This is a genomic window from Streptomyces sp. NPDC036815, from assembly GCF_055609205.1.
The window spans coordinates 238277-262417 of sequence record NZ_JBVJPW010000007.1; the positions used below are offsets into that span (position 1 = coordinate 238277).

Genomic DNA, 24141 nt, shown 5'->3' on the forward strand with positions numbered 1-24141 from the left:
GAGCAGTCCCAGTAATGGAAAGCACCGCCAACGCCAGCCTGACCGACCTCTGGGACCGGGTGTTCGGCACGCAGTCGGCGCCGGAGCAGTGGCTGGTCATAGCCGCCGGTGTCGTCGCCCTGGCCGTCGTCGTCCCGCACAACGTCTGGCGCCTCGCCCGCAACGCCATCACCATCGCCCACGAGGGCGGCCACGGCCTGGTCGCCCTGCTCACCGGGCGCCGCCTCGACGGCATCCGGCTGCACTCCGACACCTCGGGTCTGACGGTCTCGCGCGGCAAGCCCTCCGGGCTCGGCATGATCCTCACCGCGGCCGCGGGGTACACCGCGCCGCCGCTGCTGGGCCTCGGCGGGGCGGCGCTGCTCGCCGCCGGGCACATCACGGCGTTCCTGTGGATCGCGACCGCGCTGCTCGTCGTGATGCTGGTGATGATCCGCAACGCGTACGGCGCCCTGACGGTGATCCTCACCGGCGGCACCTTCCTGATCGTCTCCTGGCTGGCCGACACCGACGTGCAGGCGGCGTTCGCGTACGCGGTGGTGTGGTTCCTGCTCCTGGGGGGCGTACGTCCCGCCTTCGAGCTGCAGTCCAAGCGCAGGCGCGGCGGAGCGGGCGACTCGGACGCGGACCAGCTCTCCCGGCTGACCCACGTCCCCGCGGGACTCTGGCTCTTCCTCTTCCACGCGGTTTCGCTCTGCTCCCTGATGGGCGGGGCCCGGTGGCTGCTCGACGTCTGAGCGGGGCTCCGGCCAGCCACTAAAGTGAGGGCATGACCGAAACTCCGGCGCACACCGCCCTCTGGCCCGCCCCGCACGCAAGCGGAGCCGTCACCGCGACGGTCCACGTCCCCGGTTCGAAATCGGTCACCAACCGTGCGCTGGTCCTGGCCTCCCTGGCCGCGGAGCCCGGCTGGCTGCGCCGCCCGCTGCGCTCCCGCGACACCCTGCTGATGGCGGGCGCCCTGCGCGCCATGGGCGTCGGCATCGAGGAGACCGTGTCGTCGAGCTCCGCCGTCGCCGGGGGCTCGGACGCATCCGGCGAGGCCTGGCGCGTGATCCCCTCGCGGCTGCAGGGCCCCGCCACGGTCGACGTCGGCAACGCCGGTACGGTCATGCGCTTCCTGCCCCCGGTGGCCGCCCTCGCCGACGGCCCGATCCGCTTCGACGGCGACCCCCGCTCGTACGAGCGCCCCCTGCACGGGGTCATCGACGCCCTGCGCGTGCTCGGCGCCCGCATCGACGACACGGACGGCAGCCGCGGCGCGCTGCCCCTGACCGTGCACGGCGGCGGCGCCCTGGAGGGCGGCCGGGTCGAGATCGACGCCTCGTCCTCCTCGCAGTTCGTGAGCGCCCTGTTGCTCTCGGGCCCCCGCTTCAACCAGGGCGTGGAGGTGCGGCACGTGGGCGGCGCGCTGCCGTCCATGCCGCACATCCGGATGACGGTCGACATGCTCCGCGCCGTCGGCGCGCAGGTGGACACCCCGGAGGCGGGCGGCGAGCCGAACGTGTGGCGGGTCGCCCCCGGCGCCCTGCTCGGCCGCGACCTGACCATCGAGCCCGACCTGTCGAACGCCCAGCCGTTCCTCGCCGCGGCCCTGGTCACGGGCGGTACGGTCACGATCCCCGACTGGCCCGACCGCACCACCCAGCCCGGCGACGCGCTGCGCCAGATCTTCACCGAGATGGGCGGCTCCTGCGAACTGACCGAGCAGGGCCTGGTGTTCACCGGCTCCGGATCGGTGCACGGCCTGGACGTCGACCTGAGCGAGGTCGGCGAGCTCACCCCCGGCATCGCGGCGGTCGCGGCCCTCGCGGACTCCCCCTCGACGCTGCGCGGCGTCGCCCACCTGCGCCTGCACGAGACGGACCGCCTGGCCGCGCTCACCAAGGAGATCAACGAACTGGGCGGTGACGTCACCGAGACCGCCGACGGCCTGCACATCCGGCCGCGCCCGCTGCACGGCGGCGTCTTCCACACCTACGACGACCACCGCATGGCGACCGCGGGCGCGATCATCGGCCTCGCGGTGGACGGTGTACAGATCGAGAACGTCGGGACGACGGCGAAGACGCTCCCCGACTTCCCCGACCTGTGGACCGGGATGCTCGGGAACTGACGGGCGGATCGAGAGCCATGCGCCGTTACGGCAAGAACCCCGACGAGGACGACATCCGCGTCCGCCCCAACCGCAAGGGCAACCGCCCCCGCACCCACATCAGGCCCAAGCACGAGGACGCCGCCGAGGGCATGGTCCTGACCGTCGACCGGGGCCGCCTGACCGTCCTGGTCGACGACCGGATCGTGCTGGCCATGAAGGCCCGCGAGCTGGGCCGCAAGGCCGCCGTGGTCGGTGACAGGGTCGCGGTCGTCGGCGACCTGTCGGGCAAGAAGGACACGCTCGCCCGGATCGTGCGGATCGCGGAGCGCACCTCCGTCCTGCGGCGCACGGCGGACGACGACGACCCCTACGAGCGGGTGGTCGTCGCCAACGCCGACCAGCTCGCCATCGTCACGGCCCTCGCCGATCCCGAGCCGCGTCCGCGGCTGATCGACCGGTGCGTCGTGGCGGCGTACGACGGCGGTCTGGAGCCGGTGCTCGTGCTGACCAAGTCGGACCTGGCCTCCGCCGACAAGATCCTGGAGACGTACTCCACCCTCGACATCCCCTACGTGGTCACCAGCCGCGAGGAGTTCACCGACGGCGCGGAGCTCGCGCGCGTCCACGAACTGCTGGCGGGCAAGGTCACGGCCTTCGTGGGGCACTCGGGGGTCGGCAAGACGACGCTCGTCAACGCGCTCGTACCCGAGGAGCGGCGGCGCACGACCGGGCACGTCAACGCGGTCACGGGCCGCGGCAGGCACACCACCACGTCCGCCCTCGCGCTCCCCCTGGAGGGCTCGGAGGGCTGGGTGATCGACACGCCGGGCGTGCGGTCGTTCGGGCTCCACCACGTCGACCCGTCCCGCGTCATCCTCGCCTTCCCCGACCTGGAGCCGGGCACCGCGGACTGCCCGCGCGGCTGCAGCCACGACGAGAAGGACTGCGCCCTGGACGCCTGGGTCACGGCGGGCCACGCCGATCCGGCGCGCCTCTATTCGCTGCGCCGTCTGCTCGCCACCCGGGAGCGGCACGACGGCGACTGACCTCCCCGTTGTTTGCGCCGCGACGGCAAAGGTAAATGCATAATCGCACCAAGCCGGATTCAAGCCAGACGAAGCGGCCGCGGATCGTGGACGAGTACGGGAGGCAAGGACATGGCGTGGCTGCTGGTCATCGTCGCGGGGATCCTCGAGACCGGCTTCGCGGTCTGCCTGAAGCTGTCGCACGGGTTCACCCGGCTGTGGCCCACGATCGCGTTCGCCTGTTTCGCCCTCGGCAGCTTCGGTCTGCTGACCCTCGCCCTGCGGAAGCTGGACGTGGGTCCGGCGTACGCGGTCTGGACGGGGATCGGCGCCGCGGGCACCGCGATCTACGGGATGATCTTCCTCGACGACCTGGTCTCCACGCTGAAGATCGTCTCGATCTCCTTCGTCATCATCGGCGTGATCGGTCTGCAGCTCTCCGGCTCGACGCACTGAGCAGGTCCTAGCGCACGCCCACCCAGCGCCCGATGGCCCCGCGGACCAGTTCCGCGGGGTCGTCGTCGTTCCCGGCGGGCGCCACGACGTAGGACAGGGCGAGGCGGACGGCGCTCTCGCAGGCGAGGGCGAGCTCGGGGTCCCTGGTCCGGCCCCGGCCGCCGAGCGCGAGGACCGCCCGGTCCCTGACGAGCGCGAGCAGCTCCGCGGCGGAGGGCACTCCCGCGTCCGCGCGGCGCTGCGCGGGCACCGGCGAGGTGGACCCGCCGACCCGGCTCGGCGCGGGCAGCCGCTCGCCCCAGCAGCCGGTGAGCGCGGCCCGCACCAGCGTGTTGGCGCGGGCGGCGCCCACGGTCCACGCGGCCACGGCGGCGAGCCGGTCGGCGGGCTCGCGCTCCTGCGCGAGGGCCCGTTCGACGCCGTGCAGATAGCCGTCGGTCTCACGGCGGAGCAGGGCGCGGGCGAGGCCCTCCTTGCTGCCGAACTCGTTGTAGAGGGTCTGCCGGGAGACCCCGGCGCTCGCCGCCACGTCGACCATGCGGACGCCGGGCCACGGCCGCCGCGCGAGCGCCGTGTACGCCGCGTCAAGTAAGGATTCCCGTGCTGCAGGCATCGTCGCCTCCCCGGGCCCGAAACGGCTCCCGTGCCAGAGTTGACGCGCTCGGCAGCACTGTCAATAGGTCCGGCGACGGCAGGGCCGAGCCCCCGCGACCCGGCGCTGTGGATCGTGCCGAACGAGATCGATACTGTTCACCCATGCCCGACTACCACGATGATCTGCGTCTCGCCCACGTCCTCGCGGACACCGCCGACGCCGCGACCATGGACCGGTTCAAGGCCCTCGACCTGAAGGTCGAGACCAAGCCGGACATGACGCCGGTGAGCGAGGCCGACAAGGCCGCCGAGGAGCTGATCCGTGGCAACCTCCAGCGGGCCAGGCCGCGCGACGCGATCCTCGGTGAGGAGTACGGCGTCGAGGGCACGGGACCGCGCCGCTGGGTGATCGACCCGATCGACGGCACCAAGAACTACGTGCGCGGCGTGCCGGTCTGGGCCACCCTGATCTCGCTGATGGAGGCGGGCGAGGGCGGCTACCAGCCGGTGGTCGGCGTGGTGTCGGCGCCCGCGCTCGGGCGCCGCTGGTGGGCGGCGAAGGGCGGCGGCGCCTACACGGGGCGCTCGCTCAGCTCGGCGACCCGGCTGCAGGTCTCCAAGGTCTCGCGGCTCTCGGACGCCTCCCTGGCGTACTCCTCGCTCACCGGCTGGGAGGAGCAGGGCCGCCTCGACGGCTTCCTCGACCTGACGCGGGCGGTCTGGCGCACCCGTGGCTACGGCGACTTCTGGCCGTACATGATGGTCGCCGAGGGCTCGGTCGACCTCTGCGCGGAGCCGGAGCTCTCGCTCTGGGACATGGCGGCGACCGCGATCGTGGTGACGGAGGCGGGCGGCACCTTCACCGGTCTCGACGGCAGGCCGGGACCGCACAGCGGCAACGCGGCGGCCTCGAACGGCGTGCTCCACGACGAGCTGCTCGGCTACCTCAACCAGCGTTACTGAGCCCGCACCCCGTATCACCCGGGTCGCGATCCACACCGGCGCGCGGGCCAGGACCGCACACGCCCCGAACTGACCGCACGCGCCCCCTTGCTGCCCTCCGGCAGGGCTGCGACTCTATGAGTCCCCCCACTTGTGAACTTGTGAATCCCTTCTCCAAGCCGGTAGCGGAGGCAATCCTTCGCCCTCCGGGAGACCGCGGATTCACCAAGGAGGTGGCTCACGCCCATGCTCGTCCGCGACGCCATGAGCTCGATGGTCCTCACCATCGGCCCCGCCCACACCCTCCGTCAGGCCGCCCGGCTGATGTCGGCGCGCCGCGTCGGCGCCGCAGTGGTCCTCGACCCCGACACCTACGGACTCGGCATCCTGACCGAACGCGACATCCTCGTCTCCCTCGGCCTCGGCCAGGACCCGGACCAGGAGACCGCCGGCACGCACACCACGACGGACGTCGTCTTCGCCTGCCCCTCGTGGACCCTGGAGGACGCCGCGGACGCCATGTCGCACGGCGGCTTCCGGCACCTGATCGTCATGGACGGGAACGAACCGACCGGGATCGTCTCGGTCCGCGACATCATCCGCTGCTGGGCGCCGGTGCGGCGCGCGGCGGCCACCGTGGCGGGCTGACACACGGCGGCGGGCCGGTCCCCGAGGGGATCCGGCCCGTCGCTCATCCACGGCAAGTGGCACAGGTCAGCCGCGCAGGGCCTGGACCGCGGCCTCCAGCCGCTTGCCGAAGTCACCGTCGGCCTGACGGAAGTTGTCGATCGCGCGCTCGGCTATGTCCTCGCGCGAGACCTTGGCGATGAAGCCCGACAGGTTCTCCACCAGGCGGTCCTTCTCGTCCTCGGACATCAGGCGGTAGAGGTTGCCCGCCTGCACGAAGTCGTTGTCCTCGGCGTGGACGGCCGGCGCGTGGTTGCCGGTGCCGCCCGTGACCGGGATCGGCTGCCACAGCGGCCGCCCCGTCTGGGCCGGGCCGCCGAAGCTGTTCGGCTCGTAGTTCTTCGCGCCCTTGTGGCGGCCGTCGTACAGGAAGCCGTCACGCGAGTGAGTGCGCGCCTCGGTGGCGTGCGGACGGTTCACCGGCAGGTGGTCGGCGTTGATGCCGACGCGGTAGCGGTGGGCGTCGCCGTACGCGAAGAGGCGGCCCTGGAGCATCTTGTCGGGGGACGGGCCGATGCCCGGCACGAAGTGGGCGGGCGAGAAGATGGCCTGCTCCACCTCGGCGAAGATGTTCTCCGGGTTGCGGTTGAGCTCCAGCTTGCCGATCTCGATCGGCGGGTAGTCCGCGTGCGGCCACACCTTGGTGAGGTCGAACGGGTTGAAGCGGTAGTTCGCCGCGTCCGCCGCCGGCATGATCTGCACCTGCACGGACCAGGACGGGAAGTCGCCGCGCTCGATGGCCTCGCGCAGGTCGCGCTGGTGGGAGTCGGGGTCCTCACCGGCGAGCTTGTTGGCCTCGTCCTGGGTGAGGTTCTTGATGCCCTGGTCGGTCTTGAAGTGGTACTTGACCCAGAAGACCTCACCGGCCTCATTGTTCCACTGGAAGGTGTGCGAGCCGAAGCCGTCCATGTGGCGGTACGAGGCGGGGATGCCGCGGTCACCGAAGAGCCAGGTCACCTGGTGGGTGCTCTCCGGGCTGAGGCCCCAGAAGTCCCAGACGTTGTCCGCCTCCTGCGAGCCCGTGTAGGGGTCCCGCTTCTGGGTGTGGATGAAGTCGGGGAACTTGATGGCGTCCCGGATGAAGAAGACCGGGGTGTTGTTGCCGACGAGGTCGTAGTTGCCCTCTTCGGTGTAGAACTTCAGCGCCCAGCCGCGCGGGTCGCGCACCGCGTCGGCCGCACCGAGGTTGCCCGCCACGGTGGAGAAGCGCAGGAACGTCTCGGTCTCCTTGCCGACCTCGGAGAGGAACTTCGCACGCGTCCACTGCGAGACGTCGCGGGTCAGCGTGAACGTGCCGTACGCACCGGCGCCGCGGGCGTGCACGATCCGCTCCGGGATCCGCTCGCGGTTGAAGTGGGCGAGCTTCTCGAGCAGCGCCTGGTCCTGCACCAGGACCGGACCGTCGACGCCCGCGGTCTCGCTGTTCTGGTTGTCGGCGACCGGCGCCCCGGCCTCCGTGGTGAGCGGTCCCTGCGTCACGTGCGCCTCCTGCGTCATTCCTGCAAGTCCTGTCCCTTGGTGTTTTCCGTACTCGATCCTACGATGGACTTTGTCTAAGTCAAGCGACGATCCAAAGTCGCATCCGTTCGGGACTGAGGTCCCCCGCCTGTTAGGCTGGCTCACATGAGTGACCTGTTGGAACGACTGCGCGGACGCGGCTGGCGCATGACAGCGCAGCGGCGCGTCGTGGCCGAGGTCCTCGACGGGGACCACGTCCACCTCACCGCGGACGAGGTGCACGCCCGCGCCACGGACAAGCTGCCCGAGATCTCCCGGGCGACCGTCTACAACACCCTGGGCGAGCTGGTGACCCTCGGCGAGATCCTCGAAGTCTCGACGGACCGCCGTGCCAAGCGGTACGACCCGAACGCGCACCGCCCCCACCAGCACCTGGTCTGCGCGCGCTGCGGCGCCATCCGCGACGTGCACCCCACGGGCAACCCCCTGAGCGCCCTCCCCGACTCGGAGCGCTTCGGCTTCACGATCGAGGACGTCGAGGTCACGTACCGCGGCGTCTGCCCGAACTGCGCGGCCGCGTAAGCACTCTCCCGTACGTCACGAAGGGGTCCGGCACCGTTCTCGGTGCCGGACCCCTTCGGCATGCCCCCGGCACCGGTGGATCTCGGCCACGGCGCACCCCTTCCAAGATCTGACGCACCGTCATATTCTCTGCGGCGCCCGCCGTCCGCCTGCCCTCCGCAAGGAGAAGCCGTGGAAGCTCCGCACCCGCCGCACCCGCCGCACCCGCCGCACCCCAAACTCCGCGCCCGCGCGGTCACCAGAACCTTCGGCCGCGCCGCCGGGGCGGTGCACGCCCTCGGCCCCGTCGACCTGGACATCGCCCCCGGCGAGTTCACCTGCGTCGTCGGCCCCTCGGGCTGCGGCAAGTCGACCCTGCTCCGCATCGCCGCCGGCCTGCTGCGGCCCAGCTCGGGCGAGCTGGGCATCCGCACCGCCGCCCGCCGCCCCATCGCGATGATCTTCCAGGACTACGGCATCTACGACTGGAAGACCGTGCGGGCCAATGTGCGTTTCGGCCTGGACGTCCAGAAGGTCCCCCGCCGCGAGGCGAACGCCCGCGCCACGGACTGGCTGACCCGCATGGGCCTCGCCGACTTCGCCGACGCCTACCCCGCCGCCCTCTCCGGCGGCATGCGCCAGCGCGTCGCCATAGCCCGCGCCCTGGCCGTGGAGCCCGAGATCCTCCTCATGGACGAGCCGTTCGCCGCGCTCGACGCCCAGCTCCGCACGCTCCTCCAGGACGAGCTCCTCGCCCTCACCCAGACCACCCGCACCACGACCCTCTTCATCACCCACAGCCTCGAAGAGGCGATCGTCCTCGGCGACCGCGTCCTGGTGATGTCGGCCCGGCCCGGCCGCGTCATCGCGCAGCGCCACCCGCCGTTCCCGCGCCCCCGCAGCGGCGAGGTCCGCGCGGCGCCCGAATTCACCGCGCTGAAGAGCGAGTTGTGGGAGCTGCTGCGCGCCGAGGTCGGCACGGTGGCGGCCGCATGACCACCGCCACCGGCAAGAGCCCCGCCCCGCGGGAAGAGGTGCTGGTCAGAAGGCCCGGCCCGCAAGAGCTCCACCCCGTCCGCACGCATCGCCGCCGCCGCGCCCTGGAGCTGTCGCTCGCCGCGGGCGTCCCCGTCGTCCTCGTCCTGCTGTGGCAGCTCGCCGCCGTCAGCGGCTGGATCGACGACCGCGTCTACCCCGCGCCGCAGACCATCCTGGAGGACGGCTGGCAGCGCGCGGCGGACGGCGATCTGTGGCCGGACGTGTGGGCCACGCTCAAGCGCGTGCTCGCCGGGTACGCGATCGGCACGGTCGCCGGGTACGCGCTCGGCCTCCTGATGGGCTCGCTCTCCGTCGTGCGCGCCGCCCTCGAACCCACCCTCGACGCGCTGTACGTGGTCCCGAAACTGGCGCTCCTGCCCGTCTTCCTGAACATGTTCGGCCTCGGCGAGGGCCCGCAGATCGCCCTCGTCGCCGCCACGGTCTTCTTCTTCGTCTGGATATCGACGATGGCGGCGGTCCTCGCCGTACCCTCCGGCCACCGCGACGCGGGCCAGGTCTTCGGTACCTCGCCCTGGCAGATGTTCCGCCACGTCCTGCTGCCCGCCTCGCTGCCCGCCGTCCTGGTCGGCGCGCGGATCGCCGCGGGCGTCGCGGTCCTCGTCATCGTCGCCTCGGAGCAGATCGCGGCGGCGGACGGTCTGGGCCACCTCATCTTCGACTCGCGCGCCCTCTTCCAGAACGACGTGATGTTCGTCGGCATCGTCTGTGTCGCCGTGCTCGGCGTCGTCTTCTCCGAACTGGTGCGGATCGCGGGCCGGTTGCTCACCCCCTGGGCGCCGCGCGACCGCGGCCGAAGCCAGTCATGACCTCCACCGACGTACGTACGAAGACAGCATCCGGAGGCGCCATGCGCACCCGCTCCACCGCACTCGCCCTGCTCGCCGCGGGCTCGCTGCTCGCCACCGCGGGCTGCGCGAAGGAGGACGACGAAGCCCCGTCCACCCCCGCGAAGCCCCGCACCGTCACCGCCGTCCCCGGCTGCGGCAAGGGCAGTTGGACCGACCCCGCCGACCTGTCACCCGACCGCGCTCCGGCCCGCTGCGCGCCCCGCACCCCCGCCCCCGACCCGCTCCCCGAGGAGCGCAGCCTGACGATAGCGACCGGCACCCTGAGCGCCGAGTACGTCGCCCCGCTCCACATGGCCCTGGAAAAGGGAGAGTTCAAGAAGGAGGGCCTGAACGTCGACCTGAAGGTGCTGCCCACCCCCGACGCGCTCCCCCTCCTCGCCAAGGGCGACGTCGACGCCCAGTGGGCGGCCCCGGAGGCCGCCGTGATGAACGGCATCACCAGCGGCTTCGACATCAAGTGGACGGCCGGCAACTTCTCCCCCGACCCCCGGTCCAAGAGCGGCCTGTGGGTGCGGCTCAAGAATCACGAGAGCGCCGCCCACGTCCCCATGGCGGGCCGCAAGCTCGGCACGATGATCGGCAAGGGGTCCGTCATCGCGTACCCCATGAACCAGGCCCTGAAGAAGCACGGCGGCGGCCTCGACAAGATCCGGTTCCAGCAGCTGGGTTCGGCCGACGTCCTCACCGCGCTGCAGAACGGCGGCACCGACTCGGCGTGGCTCCTCGACCCGGTCTGGCGCGAGGTCGACGGCGACAAGAAGTACGCGTTCCTCGGCGGCCAGCCCCCGGCCGAGCCCCTGGGCGGCCTCCTCTTCGGCCCGAACCTGCTGAAGAAGGACCCCGACGCGGGCGTCGCGCTGCTGCGCGCGTACATCCGCACGGTCAACACGTACTTCGCCGCCGACTACAAGGCCGACAAGCCCTTCGCGAGGGAGCTCGCCAGGCTGCTCAAGACGGATGAGGAGGTGCTGCTCTCCACCCCGTCCCTGCGCATGGACTGGGAGATCCGTGCGGGCACGACGGACCGCTTGCAGGACGCGTACCGCGCGGCGGGGGTCTCGGAGGGCGCCGGGGTCCCGGAGAGCAAGGCGGTGGACCGCACGCTGTACGAGGAGGCGGTCGGGCACACATGAGGTCGGGCACACATGAATCGAGGGCCGGAAGCCAATCGGCTTCCGGCCCTCGACCGTCAGTAGCGGGGACAGGATTTGAACCTGCGACCTCTGGGTTATGAGCCCAGCGAGCTACCGAGCTGCTCCACCCCGCGTCGGTGAATACAACTCTACGTCAGGGCTACGACCAGCGCAAATCTGTTCCAGTGAGGCCCCGGGACGGGGCGGACGCGGTGCGCCCGCCCCTACGCGGAGAGCTCTTGCCGCAGAGCCTCGCGCAGCCGCCCGGCCCGCTCGGACACCTCTGCGGGCCCGAGATCGACCGCCCGCGAGGCCCACCGCTGCCCCTGCGCCAGCTGCCCGCGCCGGGCGTAGAGCAGGGCGAGCCGCAGCGCCGCACGCCCGTGCCCCGCGTCGGCGGCCCGCGTCCACCACAGCGCCGCCTCCGGCTCGCTGCCCTCGCGGGCGAGGAGCAGCCCGAGGTTGAACGCGCCGTTGCGGCTGCCCGCCTCCGCGGCCTTGCGGTACCACCGCGCGGCCTCGACGACGTCGCCCCGGCCCGAGGCCAGCATGCCGACCCGGACCTGGGCCCGCCGGTGGCCCTGCTCGGCGGCCCGCTCGTACCACTCCTCGCACTCGCTCTTCTCCGCCGCGGGCTCGCCGAGCGCGGGCGGGGCCGCGGCCGGACGCCGCGCGTCGAGCAGCATCCCGAGCCGGTACGCCGCCTCGGCGCTGCCGCCTCCCGCCGCGCACCGCAGATACCGCTCGGCCTCCCGGTCGTCGCCCGCGCGCAGCCGCGCGGTGCCGACCTGGAGCGCGGCGTCGGTGTGCCCGGCCGCGGCCGCGCGCTCGTACCAGCGCAGGGCACCCGCCTCGTCGTCCCTGCTCGCGTACAGGATCCCGAGGTTGAACGCGGCGTCGACGCTGCCGGCCTCCGCGGCCTTGGAGAACCACGGCTCGGCCCCGGCGGCGTCGCCGCCCTGGAGCAGCAGCACGGCGAGCGCGTTGGCCGCCTCGCGGTGCCCGGCGTACGCCGCGCGGCGGTACCACTGGTCGGCCTGCGCGGTGCGGTCCTGCTCGGCGCAGAGCAGCCCGAGGTTGTACGCGCCGTTCACGTCGCCCGCGTCCATGGCGGCGCGGTACCAGCGCTCGGCGGTCTGCGTCTCGCCCCGCTCCGCGTGCAGCGCGCCCAGGGCGTTCGCGGCGTTGCCGTCGCCGTCCTGGGCGGCCTTGAGCCACCAGACGGCGGCGCTCTCCTCGTCGCCCGCGTCCCGCAGCAGGAACCCGAGCGCGCAGGCCGCCCTCGACTCCCCGTCCTTCGCGGAGTTGAGGTACCAGCGGCCCGCCTCCTTCAGCTCGCCGCGCCGCTCCAGGATCGCGCCGAGGTGCAGCGCGGCCCTGCGGTGCCCGCGGGCGGCCGCCTGGCGGTACCACTGCTCGGCCTCGTCGGCAGGCCCCTTGGTCTCGTCGTCGCCGTGCTCCGCGCGCGAGGGGTGCTCGCCGCGCTCCGTGGTGGCCCGCCGGTCGAGCGCGCGGGCCAGACGGTACGCGGCCTCGCGGTGGCCGCGCTCGGCGGCGACGCGCAGCCAGCGCTCGGCGCCGACGTCACCGCGGTGCTCCAGGAGATCGGCGAGCGCGTACGCCCCGAGGGTGTGGCCGTCCTCGGCGGACTGGCGCAGCCAGTACTCGGCGGCGGGCTCGTCACCGCGCTCGCGGTGGTGGCGCCCGAGCGCGTGCGCGGCCGCCGCGGAACCGGCGACGGCGGCGACCCGCCACCAGCCGGCCGCCTCGTCGGCGTACCCGCGCTGGTGGAGGAGGACACCGAGGTTGTTGGCCGCCGCCCGGTCGCCCGCGGCGGTCGCGGCGCGCAGCAGGGATTCGGCCCCGTCGAGATCACCGCGGCGCAGCAGAAGGCTTCCGAGAACGCTCATCGCGTCCACGTCGCCGGCCTCGGCGGCCAGCCGATGGCGCATCTCCTCGGCGGCCGCCCCGGGATCCTCCCGGTCGGCCGGCTGCACAAACCGCCCTGTCTCCAACAGAGTTGCCTTGTCCCCCATAACGTCCATCGTCGCACCACCTGCAACCTGGGTACACCTGGTATACCGCAGCCAGTGAGGTCACTTCAGCGTTTTGTCGACATGCCCACAGAGAGATAAGTCAAACACAGATCCCCCAACTCTCCCCCGACCTCGCACCGTTCGCATGTCTTGGCATAGGACACCCGCACACGACCGCCACCGGCCGCCGCACGTGCCCCGGCACACACGACGAAGGCCCGGATCCGTAAGGATCCGGGCCTTCACCTTGCAGTAGCGGGGACAGGATTTGAACCTGCGACCTCTGGGTTATGAGCCCAGCGAGCTACCGAGCTGCTCCACCCCGCGCCGTTGTGTTCAAACCGTACCACGGCGCGAGGGGGCAGCCTGACCAGCCACTAGCCGGTCTTGTCGGCCTCGGGGTCGTCCTTCTTGTCCCCGCCCTTGTCACTGCTCTTGTCGGCGCCCTTGTCGGCCTTCTTGTCGCCGCTCCCTGCGCTCTTGTCGTTGGCCTTCGCCGATGCCTCCTCGGCGCGCTCCAGGGCCTCCTGCAGCTGGTCCTGGGCCTCGCCGTACGCCTTCCAGTCGCCCTTCTTCATGGCGGCCTGGCCCTCCTCGAACGCCTTCTGGGCGTCGTCGAGCGCGGCCTGGACCGTCGGATCGCTCGTCCTGGGCGGCTTGGTCGGCTCGTCCCGGCCCTCACCCGGTGGCTTGGTGGCGCCCTCGGCGCTGAAGACCTCGTTGAGCCCCTCGCCGAGCGTGTCCGCGAAGGCGGTCTCCGTGCCGTACGAGACGGCGACCTTCTTCAAGAGGGGATACGCCGACTTGCGTCCCTGTACGTAGACGGGTTCGACGTACAGGAAGCCGTCGTCCAGTGGCACGGTCAGCAGATTGCCGTAGAGGACGTCGGAGTCGGCGCCCTTCATATCTCGCACGAAGTTGCCGACTTGCGTCATGGAGTTCAGCTTGTTCTGGACCTGTTCGGGTCCGTCGACGTCGCCCTGGACTCTGAGCAGCTGCATCCTGCCGTAGTTCTTGCTTCTGGCGTCGGCGTCGACCGTCATGAAGGCCCGTAGGTTGGGCCGCTCGCTCGGTGTGAACGTCGTCGTCAGAGAGAACTGCTGCTGTGTCTGACCGGGCGACTTCAGGGACAGGTAGTACGGCGGGACCGCACTGTCGTCCTTCTTCGTCGGGTCGTTCGGCACCTGCCAGGCGTCACTCGCGTTGTAGAACTGGCCGGGGTCCGTGACGTGGTACTTCGTCAGCAGTTCGCGCTGGACCTTGAACATGTCCTGCGGATAGCGCAGGTGGTCCATCAGCTTCGGCGGGATCTCGCTCTTGTCCTTGACGGTGCCCGGGAACGCCTTCTTCCAGGTCTTCAGGACCGGGTCCTTGTCGTCCCAGGTGTAGAGCTTGACGTCACCGGTGTACGCGTCGACGGTCGCCTTCACCGAGTTCCGGATGTAGTTGACCTGGTTCTGCTGGGCGATCACGGTGCGCTGGCTGTCGGCCTGCGACAGGGAGTCGGCCGTGGTGTCGCCGAGCGTCGTCCGCGAGGCGTAAGGATAGCCGTTGCTGGTCGTGTACGCGTCGACGACCCACTGGATGCGGCCGTCGACCACCGTCGGATAGACGTCGCCGTCGATGGTCAGCCAGGGGGCCACCGCCTCGACGCGCTCCTTGGGCGTGCGGTTGTAGAGGATCCGGGAGCCCTCGCCGATGGCTCCGGAGTAGAGGATCTGCGGCTCTCCGAACGACACCGCGTAGGCCGCGCGGTTGATCGGGTTGGAGAGGTTGACGCCGCTGTCGCCCTTGTAGCTGTACGTCTTCTGACCGCCGCCGTTCTCCTCGTAGTCGAGCTCCTTCTGGGGCCCGCCGACGATCGAGTACTGGCTGGTCTTCTCGCCGTAGTAGATCCGCTGCTCGTACTCGCCGAGGTCACCGTTGGTGGGCAGGCCGGACTCGGTGAACGCCGGGGCGCCCTTGGAGCCCTTCTTGGTCTCCGTGCCCTTGGCGGCGACCATGCCGTAGCCGTGGGTGTAGGCGAAGTGGTCGTTGATCCAGTTCCGCTTGTCGAGCTTGTTCACGTTCAGCTCGCGCAGGCCGACGATGGTGTCCTGGCCGTTGTAGCGGTCCACGTCCAGCGTCTTCGGGAACTGGTAGTAGCTGCGCTCCTGCTCCAGCTGCTGGAAGGTGGGCGAGACGATGTTCGGGTCGTTCAGCCGGTAGTTGGCCGCCGTGTCCGCGTTCTCGCGCTTCTTCTTCGAGTCCTCCTCGACCTTGCCCGCGCCCCTGTACTCCTGGGGCTTCACGCCGTTGATGCCGTACGCGTTGCGCGTGGCCTCGATGTTCTTCTCGATGTACGGCGCTTCCTTGGCCTGCTCGTTCGGCTGGACCTGGAACTTCTGGACGATCGCGGGGTAGAGCCCGCCGATGAGGATCGCCGAGAGCACCATCAGGCCGAAGCCGATGACGGGCAGCTGCCAGGTGCGCCGCCAGAGCGTCGCGAAGAAGAGGATGGCGCAGATGACGGCGATGCAGAACAGGATCGTCTTCGCCGGCAGGTACGCGTTCGCGTCGACGTACCGCAGGCCGGTCCAGTTGCCCGTCGCCTTGAAGTCACTGGACTTCACCGCGAGGCCGTACCGGTCGAGCCAGTACGCGATGGCCTTGAGCGACACGAAGACGCCGAGGAGCACCGAGAGGTGCCCCGTGGCCGCCGCGGTCGCGCGCGCGCCCGGGCTGGTGATCCGCAGGCCGCCGTACAGGTAGTGCGTCAGGGCGGCGGCGACCAGCGAGAGCACCGTCGCCGCGAAGCCGAAGCCGAGCAGGAAGCGGTACCAGGGCAGGTCGAACGCGAAGAACGCCACGTCCATGTGGAACTGCGGGTCCTTCTGACCGAAGGGCACGCCGTTGACCCACAGGAGCCAGGTGCGCCACTGTCCCGCGGCGGACGCTCCCGCGATCAGCCCCACCAGAGCGGTGACCCCGATGAGGAGCCACTTCTTGTAGGGGGCGATTCCCATCCGGTAACGGTCGAGGCTCTGCTGCTCCATCGACATGGCGCTCAGCGGCGGGCGCAGCCGGTGCGCCAGCCAGATGTTCACGCCGACTGCGGCCGCCATCAGGAGGCCGAAGACGAAGAACAGGCCGATCTTGGTCCACAGGGTCGTCGTGAAGACCGATGAGTAGTGGACCGAGCGGTACCAGAGCCAGTCCGTCCAGAACCCCGCGAACATGACGAAGGCCATGGCCAGGACGGCCAGTACCCCCAGTGTCATGAGCAGGGTGCGGACGCGCCGGGAGGGTCGGCCCACTCTGATCCGTGGCCCCGTCGGGCCTCCGCCGCGGTCCGGCATCTGGAAAGCCAAGGTGCGCACCTCGAAGTTCGCTGTTGATGAGCTGTTGGTCCGTCAGGCCCCCGAGATCGCGGACCCACACCTATGCAACTTACTCACGCTTTACTCGGTTCCCGTTTCTCGGGACTAACGAGGCAGGATTGTGACCATGTCCAACACTCCCATGGCAGCGAGCCCCCTCACGCGGGCAGTGCTCGAGATCGACGAGTACGTCTCCGGCCTCGGCTGGGACCGGCCCGCCCGCCTCTTCGCGCTGGTCGACACGGCGCGTCTGCGTACCCAAGAACCCGGCCTCGCCTCCCAGCTCGGCCTCGACGACGGCGTGGAACACGCCGGTTACACGCCCATCGAGCAGGAGGAGATTTCCGCCGACAAGCCGCTGGACGAGTTCCTCGGCACCATCGCCTGGCCCGACGCGGTGACGGGCTGCGCCCTCACGGTGGAGCGCCTGATGCTGCCGCCGTCCGCCGAGACGTCCGTCCCGGAGGGCCTCAGCGAGGCGCAGCTCGCGAAGTGGGTGGCCGAGCACCCGGACCGCCAGGAGGTCCGCATGACCGTGGCGGTGCTCCGTGACGGGGCGCGCGAGTCCGCGCTGCGGCTGCGCGAGAAGGACTCCGCGACGGAGGTCCTCACCGGTTCGGACCTGGTGCCGGGCCTCGCGGAGGCACTCGCGGCGACGTTCGCGTAGGGGAAGGTCCTAGGTGCTGTACGCGGGTGGTCCGCCGCCCGCGTACAGCTGTCCGTCCCGCGGGGTCAGCTCGCCGCGCACTGCGGCAGGCCTGCGGTGTCCCCCTTGCGGATCTTCTTCAGGGACTTCACCGCGTCGTCGATGGTGTTCACCTTCACGAGCTTGAGCCCGTCGGGGACGTCCTTCGCGGCGGCCGCGCAGTTGGCCTTCGGCGTCAGGAAGTACTCGGCGCCCTTGTCGCGCGCGCCGACGGTCTTCATCTCGATGCCGCCGATCGGGCCGACCTTGCCGTTGTCCTCGATGGTGCCGGTGCCGGCCACGAACTTGCCGCCGGTGAGGTCGTCCGGGGTCAGCTTGTCGACGATGCCGAGGGCGAACATCAGGCCGGCGCTGGGGCCGCCCACGTCGGCCAGCTTGATGTCGATCGTGAACGGGAACGTGTGGTCGGTGCCCGCCTGGATGCCGACGACCGCGCGGTCGGCGTCCCCCTCGGCCGGCTCCGTCGTGATCTTGATGTCGTCCGTGCCGGTCGCTTCCTTGCCCGCCTTCTCGGCGGCGGCCGCCTCCTTGACCGGGACGATCGAGAAGGTCACGGGCTCGCCGGGCTTGTGCTTGGTGACGAGCTTGGCGACGTCCGTCATCTCCTTGACGGGCTTGCCGTCGACCTTCTTGATGACGTCACCCGCGTGCAGCTTGCCCTCCGCCGGGTCGCCCTTGAAGACGGTGGAGACGATGACCTGGGACTTCACCGGGATGTCCAGCTGCCGCAGCGCCGCGACCTTGGCGCTCTCCTGGGAGAGGCTGAACTCCTCGGCGTTCTCCTGGGAGGACTGCTGCTCGGTCTTGCCGTCCGGGTAGAGCGTGTCGTGCGGCACCACGATGTTGTCGTGCGCCAGCCAGCCGTAGACGGCCTCCGCGAGATTCATGTTGTAGTCGGCGCTCGTGACCCGGACCGTCGTCATGTTGAGATTGCCGGTCGTGGGATAGGTCTTCCGCCCGGAGATCTGCAGAACCGGTTCGCCGTCGTGGTCCCCGAGGGTGTTCACCGTGGGACCGGGAGACATCTCCGAGTACGGCACTTTGATGAGCACTCCGGCGCAGAGCAGCGCGATCAGCATGAGGGTGGAGGCGAGCATCGTCGCGGTGCGGCGTGGCATGGAACGACAGTACGGGACCTGCCTGTGGGAGCACCCCTGGGGCCGGTCCGTACGGGGCCTCCCGGCCGGGCTGAGCAGGGCCCTAGGTCCCCGTGGCGGACTTCTCCATGACCACGTGGTGCTTCTCGGTCCGGTGGGGCTCGTTCGCGTCGAGCGCGCTCTCGCGGAGCTCGGCCTCTTCGGGCTCGGCGGCCTCTTCGGGCTCGTCGGACCGCACGCTCCGGCGGGGCCGTTCCGCCCCGCGCGACTTCTCCATCGCCTCGCGGAACGCGGCGTAGCCGTTGAGCTCGGTGGCGTCACCCGTCCGGCCGGACTTGCGGTTACGGGCGGCCCAGCTGCCCCACAGACCCGCACCGACGGCCGCCAGGAGCGGAATCAGCAACCAGGCAAGTGATGCCATGTCGACCTCCCGACCCCATGATCCACCACAACTGACTGATCAGCAGATTAACCATCTGCATGGTCAACGCTCACGGCAGGGGTCGGGTTACGCAACCGGAGCCACACGGGTCAATCGCACCTCAGCCGATGTACCCCGCGTCGGAGCGCGCTCCCCCGCGCTCCCGCACCCGTCTCAACAGGCGCCCACCCACTCCTCCTTGCCGTCGGAGAAGCGCTGGTGCTTCCAGATCGGCACCTCGTGCTTGAGGTCGTCGATCAGCTTGCGGCAGGCGTCGAAGGCCTCCGCGCGGTGCGGGCAGGAGACCGCCACGACCACCGCGAGATCGCCGACGGCGAGGTCACCGACGCGGTGCACGGCCGCCAGGGCGCGCACCGGATACGCGGCGACGACCTTCTCGGCCACCCGGCGCATCTCCGCCTCCGCGCTGGGGTGGGTCGAGTACCCCAGCTGGTCGACGTCCGCACCGCCGTCGTGATTGCGCACGGTCCCCACGAAAAGTGCCGTGCCGCCCGCCGCGTCGTCGCCGACGGCCCGGAAGACCTCGTCCAGCGAGAGCGGGGTGTCACGGATCGCGAGGAGGCGGATCGGGTCCTGGGCGGCCTGCTCGCCGGGGTGGTCCATCGTGGTGCGTGCCATGCGGCCATGGTGCCTGACGGCACGGGCCGCGCGGAATAGACCTTTCCCCCGGCACGCGCGCGTGTCGCCTTGGAGCTCCCTACAGGGAGCCGCCCGCACGGGCCCTCTCCAGGACGTCCACGGCCCGCGCGTCCGCCCGGCGGACGGCAGACGGCGGGCCCGCGACCCTCAGATCCTGCGCCGCGCCTTCCGCGCCCTGCGCACCACCGCGGCGGCGCCGAGGAGTGCGACCGTCGCGCCCGCCGCGCCCGCGGCCGTGGCGTCCTTGCGGCCGAGGCGCCGGCCGGCCACGGTGCGCCGTCCGGAGACCTCTTCGAGCAGCTCCGAGAGGACCTCCTCGTTGGTCCACTGCGGCCGCCACCCGGCGTCGTGCAGCCTGCTCACGCTGACCACCCAGGGGTACATCGTGTACGCGAGGTCGCCGGCCGGGGACGGCGTCAGGCCGATCCTGTGCAGCCGGGCGGCGGCGCCGAGGGCGACCGTCGAGGGCAGCTCCATGCGCCGGATCCCGCTGAGCTCCTCGACCTCCTCCTGCTCCAGCCAGCCGTCGCAGCCGACGGCGAGCTCGCCGTCGACCTTCTCGAGGACCGCGTACTCCAGAGCGCTGCACAGGTCCTCGATGTGGCAGAACTGCCAGGCGGGGCGTGAGCCCGCCACGACCAGGAGGCGGGGCGACTCGAAATAGCGGGTGAGGGCCGTGTCCGTGCCGCCGACGAGGGTCGCGGGCCGGACGACGGTGACGTTGAGGCCGGGGTGCGCGCGGGGCGCCCGGCGGGCGAGGCGCTCGACCTCCAGGAGGTCGCCGACGCCGGTGGCCTCGGCGGTGGCGCGCAGTTCGGCGTCTTCGGAGAGGGGCAGTTCGTTGTCGGACAGCGCTCCGTAGACCATCGCCGACGTGCACAGGACGACCCGGTGCACGCCCGCGGCGGCGGCGGCCGTCAGGACGGTCTGGGTGCCGCGCACGTTGTAGGCGGTGCGGGCCGCCCCGTCCGTCTCCAGGTCGAGGTCGAGCGCCAGGTGCACCACGACGTCCGCGCCGCGCAGCTTCTCGGCGATGGCCGGATCCCGCACGTCCAGAATGTGCCACTGCGCCTGCGAGCAGTCACCGCGGCGCTCGTCGATGGCGATGACCTGCTTGATCTCCTCCGAGGCCGCGAGGCGCTCGGTCAGCAGCGCGCCCACCCCGGAGGCCGCGCCGGTCACGGCGACGACGGGCCCTCGGACGGGCGCCGGGGTTGACGGGTTTCGCGCTGCGCGAACCTGTGGATCTGGGGAACTCACCGGGCGTCTCCAGCGGTTGTCTTCAGTACGTACGCGAATGACGCGTACGTACCAGGTGGCATCCATCCTGCCGCAGGCCATGAGTCGGCGAAGCACCGAGGCCCGATCCCGTCACGGTGTCTACGCTGGGTGGTGTTGTAGGGCAGCCGCCGCCGGCACATTACCGGCGGCCTGACGAGCCGAGGAATCCCGTGAGTGACACCCCATTCGGATTCGGCCTTCCGCCGGAGGAGCCGGAAGACGGCGACGAGGGCAAGAAGAAGGAATCCCCTGGAGAGGGCCAGAGCGGGGGACAAGGCGCAGGTGGCCCCGCGAACCCGTTCGGTTTCGGGGGGTTCCCGGGCGCGGGCGGTCCCGGCGGCGGTGACAATCCGTTCGCCGCGATGTTCGGTTCGATGAACCCGAACGACCTGGGGGCCGCGTTCCAGCAGCTCGGCCAGATGCTCTCGTACGAGGGCGGCCCGGTGAACTGGGACATGGCCAAGGACATCGCCCGCCAGACCGTGTCCCAGGGCACGGCGGACGGCACGAAGGACGCCAGCGTCGGCCCCGCCGAGCGCTCCGCCGTCGAGGAGGCCGTGCGCCTGGCCGACCTGTGGCTGGACGACGCGACGTCGCTGCCGTCCGGGTCCGGCACGGCGGTGGCGTGGAGCCGCGCCGAGTGGGTCGAGGCGACCCTGCCGGTCTGGAAGGAGCTCGTCGACCCCGTCGCCGAGCGCGTCGGCCTTGCCATGGGCGACGTGCTGCCCGAGGAGATGCAGGCCATGGCGGGCCCGCTGATCGGCATGATGCGCTCCATGGGCGGCGCCATGTTCGGCCAGCAGATCGGCCAGGCCGTGGGCGTGCTCGCGGGCGAGGTCGTCGGCTCCACCGACATCGGCCTGCCGCTCGGCCCGTCCGGCAAGGCGGCGCTGCTCCCGGTGAACATCGAGGCCTTCGGCAAGGACCTGGGCGTCGACAAGGACGAGGTGCGGCTCTACCTGGCGCTGCGCGAGGCCGCCCACCAGCGCCTCTTCGCCCACGTCCCGTGGCTGCGCTCGCACCTGTTCGGAGCGGTCGAGGGGTACGCGCGCGGGATCAAGGTCGACACCGCCAAGCTGGAGGACGTGGTCGGCCAGCTCGACCCGCAGAACCCCGAGCAGCTGCAGGAAGCGCTTCAGCAGGGCATGTTCCAGCCGGAGGACACCCCGGCCCAGAAGGCCGCTCTGGCCCGTCTGGAGACGGCTCTCGCGCTCGTCGAGGGCTGGGTGGACGCGGTGGTCCACGCCGCCGCCAAGCCGCGCCTGTCGTCCGCTGACGCCCTCCGGGAGACGCTGCGCCGCCGCCGCGCCACGGGAGGGCCCGCCGAGCAGACGTTCGCGACCCTGATCGGTCTCGAGCTGCGCCCGCGCCGTCTGCGGGACGCCTCGCGCCTGTGGGCCTCCCTCACGGACGCGCGCGGCGTGGACGGCCGGGACGACCTGTGGGAGCACCCGGACATGCTGCCGACCGCCTCCGACCTGGACGACCCGGACGGTTTCGTCCACCGCGAGCAGCTGGACTTCTCCGAGCTGGACAAGATGCTCGGCGAGGCGGCCGGGTCCGGCCCCGCCAAGCCGGACCTCTCGAAGGACAAGGGCGAGGAGTCCGACGAGGACAAGGGCGAAGACGGCAAGTGAGTCTGTACGACGACGCGGTCCTCGTGCTCAAGGGCTACGAGGACCAGCCCGAACTGCGCCAGGCCTACCTGGACCACCTGGCCGAGCACGGCGACGACGGCATGTGGAAGGCCTGCACGGCGGGCCATGTGACCGCGAGCGCCCTGGTCGTCGACCCTTCGCGCGGGCGGGTGCTGCTCACCCTGCACAAGAAGCTGCGGATGTGGCTCCAGATGGGCGGCCACTGCGAGCCGGGCGACGCGACGCTGGCCGCGGCGGCGCTGCGCGAGGCCACGGAGGAGTCCGGCGTGCCCGGCCTGACGCTGCTCGCGGGCGGCCCCGTCCGCCTGGACCGGCACCCGATCCCGGGCCCGTGCACGCAGCACCTGGACGTGCAGTACGCCGCGCTCGCCCCGGCCGACGCGGTCGAGGCGATCAGCGACGAGTCCCTCGACCTGCGCTGGTTCGCGTATGACGAGGTGGCGGGGGTGGCAGACGAGTCGGTGGTGCGCCTCGTGAAGGCGACGAGGGCGCGCCTTTAGCGGGGGCGCCCCTGAAAGGGGCGCGGGGAACTGCGCGACCAGCCACAGCCGGCCCGCAGTTCCCCGCGACCTGTCCGCTGCTTCACCGAAGCGGAGCGCTCAGCTCCAGACGTTGCCCTGGTTCGCCCCCCGGGCGCCCTGCTGGCCCATCCCGAACTGCGCCTGGGCACCCTGTCCGATGACCGCGTTCTGGGGCGGCAGCATCTCGCTGGGCTGGACGAGCGCGTAACCCTGGCCCATGAAGCTGAGCTCCCAGCCCTCGCCGGTGTTGCCGCGGCGCCGCCACACGCCCGAGGAGTGGGTCTGGGCCTGCATCTGGACGCGCAGGCCGTTGGACCAGGCGACGATCGCGTCGGCGTCGGCGTTGACGTACCGGTCGGGCGTGACCTGCAGCATCAGCGGCTGGCCCGACGTCATCAGGGCGACCTTGCCGCGTCCGGTGATGTTGAGCTGGTACTTGCCGGACCCTGAGATCCCGTACTGGCTGTCCACGGCGATGACCTGGTGGGTCAGCGACGAGTCCATGGCGAGGACATAGCTGCTGTCCACGGTCAGGCCGTCCTGGTCCACGTCCACCACGTGGATGTACTGGGCGAGGTTGGCGAGGTAGACCGTCCCCTGGCCGTGGCAGCGCATCAGGTCCAGGCCCTCACCGGTGTGCGCGCGGGCGCGCTGGTTGCCCCGGCTCTGGTACTCGGCGTCGAACTCCATCAGCCCCTGGTAGGCGACCATGGCCCCCTTGCGGGCCAGGACGTCGTCGTGGCCTTCCAGGGCGACCCGCAGCATCTGCGGGTTCTGGACGGAGTAGCGCTCCTGCGTCTGCTGTTCGGCGTGCGCGAAAAGTGGACTCTGCATGGTGTGTTGCTCCCCCTCAGCCCCGTGCTCGGAGACGGTCGGTGCTGTCCTCGCTGGGCTGTACGACGACGATGCCCTCTCCTGAGAAGCCCATCTGGTAGGCCTCGCCGCTGCCGCGCCCGATGAGGGAGCCGGCCTTGAAACTGCGCTTGCCCTTCACCTTCAGGTTCGGGGACCAGGCGATCAGGGCGTCCGGGTCGACGTACGTCTCGTCCTCGCCGCGGCCGCAGTCGACCACGATCGGGGTTCCGCGGGAGGTCAGCGCGACCCAGCCCTGACCGGAGATCTTGATGTTCCACAGGCCCTGGCCCGCGAACTTGGCCATGCCCTTGACCCGCTCGACGCCCCACTGGAGGGACGCGTCGAAGGCGAGCAGGTTGGTGCCGTTCACCGAGAGGGAGTCGCCCGCCAGATTGATGACGACGACGTCCGCTCCGTAGTCGGCCAGATAGAGGAGGCCGTCTCCGGAGCACTTCATCAGGGGCGCGCCCTCGCCGGTCATCCACTCGCGCGCGACCTGACGGACGGCGGGCGGATTCGGCTCGTACTGCACGAACCCTTCGTAGGCGACCATCGAGCCCACGCGCGCGAAGAGGTCGTTGCCGGTCTGCATGGCCACCTTGACCATGTGGTGGCCGTGGTTCTCCATGCGGGTGGCGACGGGTGCGGGAGCGAAGCCCGCGAGTTGCTGATTCATGACGGGCTCC

General features: G+C 71.1%; 23 protein-coding genes and 2 tRNA genes. 13 read left to right on the plus strand and 12 right to left on the minus strand.

Going from position 1 to position 24141, the window contains the following annotated elements; translation table 11 throughout:
* The first annotated feature begins 14 nt into the window (after window positions 1–14).
* The 4 genes from ACZ69I_RS17450 to ACZ69I_RS17465 all read left to right on the plus strand — a co-directional run bounded on the left by ACZ69I_RS17450 (window position 15) and on the right by ACZ69I_RS17465 (window position 3579).
* Complete coding sequence (locus ACZ69I_RS17450) at window positions 15–737, plus strand: M50 family metallopeptidase (protein WP_470833030.1); 723 nt, start codon at window positions 15–17, stop codon at window positions 735–737.
* A gap of 32 nt (window positions 738–769) precedes the next feature.
* On the plus strand, window positions 770–2116 hold the full coding sequence (gene aroA / locus ACZ69I_RS17455) for a 3-phosphoshikimate 1-carboxyvinyltransferase (RefSeq protein ID WP_470833031.1): 1347 nt from the start codon (window positions 770–772) through the stop codon (window positions 2114–2116).
* A gap of 17 nt (window positions 2117–2133) precedes the next feature.
* Window positions 2134–3144, plus strand: coding sequence for a ribosome small subunit-dependent GTPase A (gene rsgA, locus ACZ69I_RS17460; RefSeq protein WP_467671111.1), 1011 nt, complete (start codon window positions 2134–2136; stop codon window positions 3142–3144).
* A gap of 111 nt (window positions 3145–3255) precedes the next feature.
* Window positions 3256–3579, plus strand: coding sequence for a DMT family transporter (locus ACZ69I_RS17465; protein ID WP_389715260.1), 324 nt, complete (start codon window positions 3256–3258; stop codon window positions 3577–3579).
* Window positions 3580–3586: 7 nt separating this feature from the next.
* Here ACZ69I_RS17465 and ACZ69I_RS17470 read toward each other — a convergent pair whose 3' ends face one another.
* Complete coding sequence (locus ACZ69I_RS17470; RefSeq protein ID WP_467671108.1) at window positions 3587–4192, minus strand: TetR/AcrR family transcriptional regulator; 606 nt, start codon at window positions 4190–4192, stop codon at window positions 3587–3589.
* A 143-nt stretch (window positions 4193–4335) separates the two neighbouring features.
* On the opposite strand from ACZ69I_RS17470, the gene hisN reads away from it, so the two are divergent.
* Both hisN and ACZ69I_RS17480 read left to right on the plus strand, forming a co-directional pair.
* The gene (hisN, locus tag ACZ69I_RS17475) at window positions 4336–5136 is read left to right on the plus strand and encodes a histidinol-phosphatase (RefSeq protein WP_467671106.1); all 801 of its coding nucleotides are present in this window, start codon (window positions 4336–4338) and stop codon (window positions 5134–5136) included.
* A 225-nt stretch (window positions 5137–5361) separates the two neighbouring features.
* Entirely contained in the window at window positions 5362–5763 is a 402-nt protein-coding gene (locus ACZ69I_RS17480) for a CBS domain-containing protein (RefSeq protein WP_467671104.1), read from the plus strand.
* A 66-nt stretch (window positions 5764–5829) separates the two neighbouring features.
* Here ACZ69I_RS17480 and ACZ69I_RS17485 read toward each other — a convergent pair whose 3' ends face one another.
* On the minus strand, window positions 5830–7299 hold the full coding sequence (locus ACZ69I_RS17485; RefSeq protein ID WP_470833033.1) for a catalase: 1470 nt from the start codon (window positions 7297–7299) through the stop codon (window positions 5830–5832).
* Window positions 7300–7425: 126 nt separating this feature from the next.
* Here ACZ69I_RS17485 and ACZ69I_RS17490 point away from each other — a divergent pair, with 126 nt between their 5' ends.
* The 4 genes from ACZ69I_RS17490 (at window position 7426) to ACZ69I_RS17505 (ending at window position 10861) form a co-directional block, all read left to right on the plus strand.
* Complete coding sequence (locus ACZ69I_RS17490; protein ID WP_470833035.1) at window positions 7426–7842, plus strand: Fur family transcriptional regulator; 417 nt, start codon at window positions 7426–7428, stop codon at window positions 7840–7842.
* Window positions 7843–8013: 171 nt separating this feature from the next.
* Window positions 8014–8817 (plus strand): ABC transporter ATP-binding protein, encoded by an 804-nt coding sequence (locus ACZ69I_RS17495; RefSeq protein WP_470833037.1) that lies wholly within the window; start codon window positions 8014–8016, stop codon window positions 8815–8817.
* Window positions 8814–9686 carry an ABC transporter permease gene (locus ACZ69I_RS17500; RefSeq protein WP_470833039.1) on the plus strand — a complete coding sequence of 291 codons (873 nt, stop codon included), beginning with the start codon at window positions 8814–8816 and terminating at the stop codon, window positions 9684–9686. Before ACZ69I_RS17495 ends, ACZ69I_RS17500 begins: the two co-directional genes overlap by 4 nt.
* A 41-nt stretch (window positions 9687–9727) precedes the next feature.
* Window positions 9728–10861, plus strand: a complete 1134-nt coding sequence (locus tag ACZ69I_RS17505) for an ABC transporter substrate-binding protein (protein ID WP_470833156.1) — start codon at window positions 9728–9730, stop codon at window positions 10859–10861.
* Window positions 10862–10921: 60 nt separating this feature from the next.
* Here ACZ69I_RS17505 and ACZ69I_RS17510 read toward each other — a convergent pair.
* The 4 genes from ACZ69I_RS17510 to ACZ69I_RS17525 form a co-directional block, all read right to left on the minus strand.
* Window positions 10922–10995, minus strand: a tRNA-Met gene (locus ACZ69I_RS17510).
* 90 nt (window positions 10996–11085) lie between these two features.
* Window positions 11086–12906 (minus strand): tetratricopeptide repeat protein, encoded by a 1821-nt coding sequence (locus tag ACZ69I_RS17515; protein ID WP_470833040.1) that lies wholly within the window; start codon window positions 12904–12906, stop codon window positions 11086–11088.
* Between the two features lie 244 nt (window positions 12907–13150).
* Window positions 13151–13224, minus strand: a tRNA-Met gene (locus ACZ69I_RS17520).
* Window positions 13225–13274: 50 nt separating this feature from the next.
* The gene (locus ACZ69I_RS17525) at window positions 13275–16235 is read right to left on the minus strand and encodes a UPF0182 family membrane protein (RefSeq protein WP_470833158.1); all 2961 of its coding nucleotides are present in this window, start codon (window positions 16233–16235) and stop codon (window positions 13275–13277) included.
* A gap of 148 nt (window positions 16236–16383) precedes the next feature.
* On the opposite strand from ACZ69I_RS17525, the gene ACZ69I_RS17530 reads away from it, so the two are divergent.
* The gene (locus tag ACZ69I_RS17530) at window positions 16384–16923 is read left to right on the plus strand and encodes a PPA1309 family protein (protein ID WP_467671092.1); all 540 of its coding nucleotides are present in this window, start codon (window positions 16384–16386) and stop codon (window positions 16921–16923) included.
* A gap of 65 nt (window positions 16924–16988) precedes the next feature.
* Here the strand turns inward: ACZ69I_RS17530 and ACZ69I_RS17535 are convergent, their stop codons facing one another.
* The 4 genes from ACZ69I_RS17535 to ACZ69I_RS17550 form a co-directional block, all read right to left on the minus strand.
* Window positions 16989–18080: a YlbL family protein gene (locus tag ACZ69I_RS17535; protein WP_467671090.1), complete on the minus strand. Its 1092-nt coding sequence runs from the start codon at window positions 18078–18080 to the stop codon at window positions 16989–16991.
* A gap of 82 nt (window positions 18081–18162) precedes the next feature.
* The gene (locus ACZ69I_RS17540; RefSeq protein ID WP_470833043.1) at window positions 18163–18480 is read right to left on the minus strand and encodes a hypothetical protein; all 318 of its coding nucleotides are present in this window, start codon (window positions 18478–18480) and stop codon (window positions 18163–18165) included.
* A gap of 174 nt (window positions 18481–18654) precedes the next feature.
* A complete protein-coding gene (locus tag ACZ69I_RS17545; protein ID WP_470833045.1) occupies window positions 18655–19119 on the minus strand; it encodes a molybdenum cofactor biosynthesis protein MoaE in 465 nt (154 codons plus the stop codon).
* Window positions 19120–19287: 168 nt separating this feature from the next.
* Window positions 19288–20400 (minus strand): SDR family oxidoreductase, encoded by a 1113-nt coding sequence (locus ACZ69I_RS17550; protein ID WP_470833046.1) that lies wholly within the window; start codon window positions 20398–20400, stop codon window positions 19288–19290.
* Window positions 20401–20591: 191 nt separating this feature from the next.
* Here ACZ69I_RS17550 and ACZ69I_RS17555 point away from each other — a divergent pair, with 191 nt between their 5' ends.
* Both ACZ69I_RS17555 and ACZ69I_RS17560 read left to right on the plus strand, forming a co-directional pair.
* Window positions 20592–22058 carry a zinc-dependent metalloprotease gene (locus ACZ69I_RS17555; RefSeq protein ID WP_470833048.1) on the plus strand — a complete coding sequence of 489 codons (1467 nt, stop codon included), beginning with the start codon at window positions 20592–20594 and terminating at the stop codon, window positions 22056–22058.
* The gene (locus tag ACZ69I_RS17560; RefSeq protein WP_467671081.1) at window positions 22055–22579 is read left to right on the plus strand and encodes an NUDIX hydrolase; all 525 of its coding nucleotides are present in this window, start codon (window positions 22055–22057) and stop codon (window positions 22577–22579) included. The genes ACZ69I_RS17555 and ACZ69I_RS17560 overlap by 4 nt, the downstream gene beginning before the upstream one ends.
* 99 nt (window positions 22580–22678) lie before the next feature.
* On the opposite strand, the gene ACZ69I_RS17565 is transcribed toward ACZ69I_RS17560, so the two are convergent.
* Together ACZ69I_RS17565 and ACZ69I_RS17570 are read right to left on the minus strand one after the other, a co-directional pair.
* Entirely contained in the window at window positions 22679–23434 is a 756-nt protein-coding gene (locus ACZ69I_RS17565; protein ID WP_467671079.1) for an AIM24 family protein, read from the minus strand.
* 16 nt (window positions 23435–23450) lie between these two features.
* Window positions 23451–24131 (minus strand): AIM24 family protein, encoded by a 681-nt coding sequence (locus ACZ69I_RS17570; protein WP_361722062.1) that lies wholly within the window; start codon window positions 24129–24131, stop codon window positions 23451–23453.
* Between the last annotated feature and the right edge of the window lie 10 nt (window positions 24132–24141).

Coding starts and splice junctions, on each gene's coding strand:
- ACZ69I_RS17490 (WP_470833035.1), top strand. CDS start 7,426: ATGAGTGACCTGTTGGAACGACTGCGCGGACGCGGCTGGCGCATGACA.
- hisN (WP_467671106.1), top strand. CDS start 4,336: ATGCCCGACTACCACGATGATCTGCGTCTCGCCCACGTCCTCGCGGAC.
- ACZ69I_RS17480 (WP_467671104.1), top strand. CDS start 5,362: ATGCTCGTCCGCGACGCCATGAGCTCGATGGTCCTCACCATCGGCCCC.
- ACZ69I_RS17485 (WP_470833033.1), bottom strand. CDS start 7,299: ATGACGCAGGAGGCGCACGTGACGCAGGGACCGCTCACCACGGAGGCC.
- ACZ69I_RS17540 (WP_470833043.1), bottom strand. CDS start 18,480: ATGGCATCACTTGCCTGGTTGCTGATTCCGCTCCTGGCGGCCGTCGGT.
- ACZ69I_RS17450 (WP_470833030.1), top strand. CDS start 15: ATGGAAAGCACCGCCAACGCCAGCCTGACCGACCTCTGGGACCGGGTG.
- ACZ69I_RS17535 (WP_467671090.1), bottom strand. CDS start 18,080: ATGCCACGCCGCACCGCGACGATGCTCGCCTCCACCCTCATGCTGATC.
- ACZ69I_RS17570 (WP_361722062.1), bottom strand. CDS start 24,131: ATGAATCAGCAACTCGCGGGCTTCGCTCCCGCACCCGTCGCCACCCGC.
- ACZ69I_RS17500 (WP_470833039.1), top strand. CDS start 8,814: ATGACCACCGCCACCGGCAAGAGCCCCGCCCCGCGGGAAGAGGTGCTG.
- ACZ69I_RS17465 (WP_389715260.1), top strand. CDS start 3,256: ATGGCGTGGCTGCTGGTCATCGTCGCGGGGATCCTCGAGACCGGCTTC.
- ACZ69I_RS17530 (WP_467671092.1), top strand. CDS start 16,384: ATGTCCAACACTCCCATGGCAGCGAGCCCCCTCACGCGGGCAGTGCTC.
- ACZ69I_RS17515 (WP_470833040.1), bottom strand. CDS start 12,906: ATGGACGTTATGGGGGACAAGGCAACTCTGTTGGAGACAGGGCGGTTT.
- ACZ69I_RS17565 (WP_467671079.1), bottom strand. CDS start 23,434: ATGCAGAGTCCACTTTTCGCGCACGCCGAACAGCAGACGCAGGAGCGC.
- ACZ69I_RS17505 (WP_470833156.1), top strand. CDS start 9,728: ATGCGCACCCGCTCCACCGCACTCGCCCTGCTCGCCGCGGGCTCGCTG.
- aroA (WP_470833031.1), top strand. CDS start 770: ATGACCGAAACTCCGGCGCACACCGCCCTCTGGCCCGCCCCGCACGCA.
- rsgA (WP_467671111.1), top strand. CDS start 2,134: ATGCGCCGTTACGGCAAGAACCCCGACGAGGACGACATCCGCGTCCGC.
- ACZ69I_RS17470 (WP_467671108.1), bottom strand. CDS start 4,192: ATGCCTGCAGCACGGGAATCCTTACTTGACGCGGCGTACACGGCGCTC.
- ACZ69I_RS17525 (WP_470833158.1), bottom strand. CDS start 16,235: ATGCCGGACCGCGGCGGAGGCCCGACGGGGCCACGGATCAGAGTGGGC.
- ACZ69I_RS17545 (WP_470833045.1), bottom strand. CDS start 19,119: ATGGCACGCACCACGATGGACCACCCCGGCGAGCAGGCCGCCCAGGAC.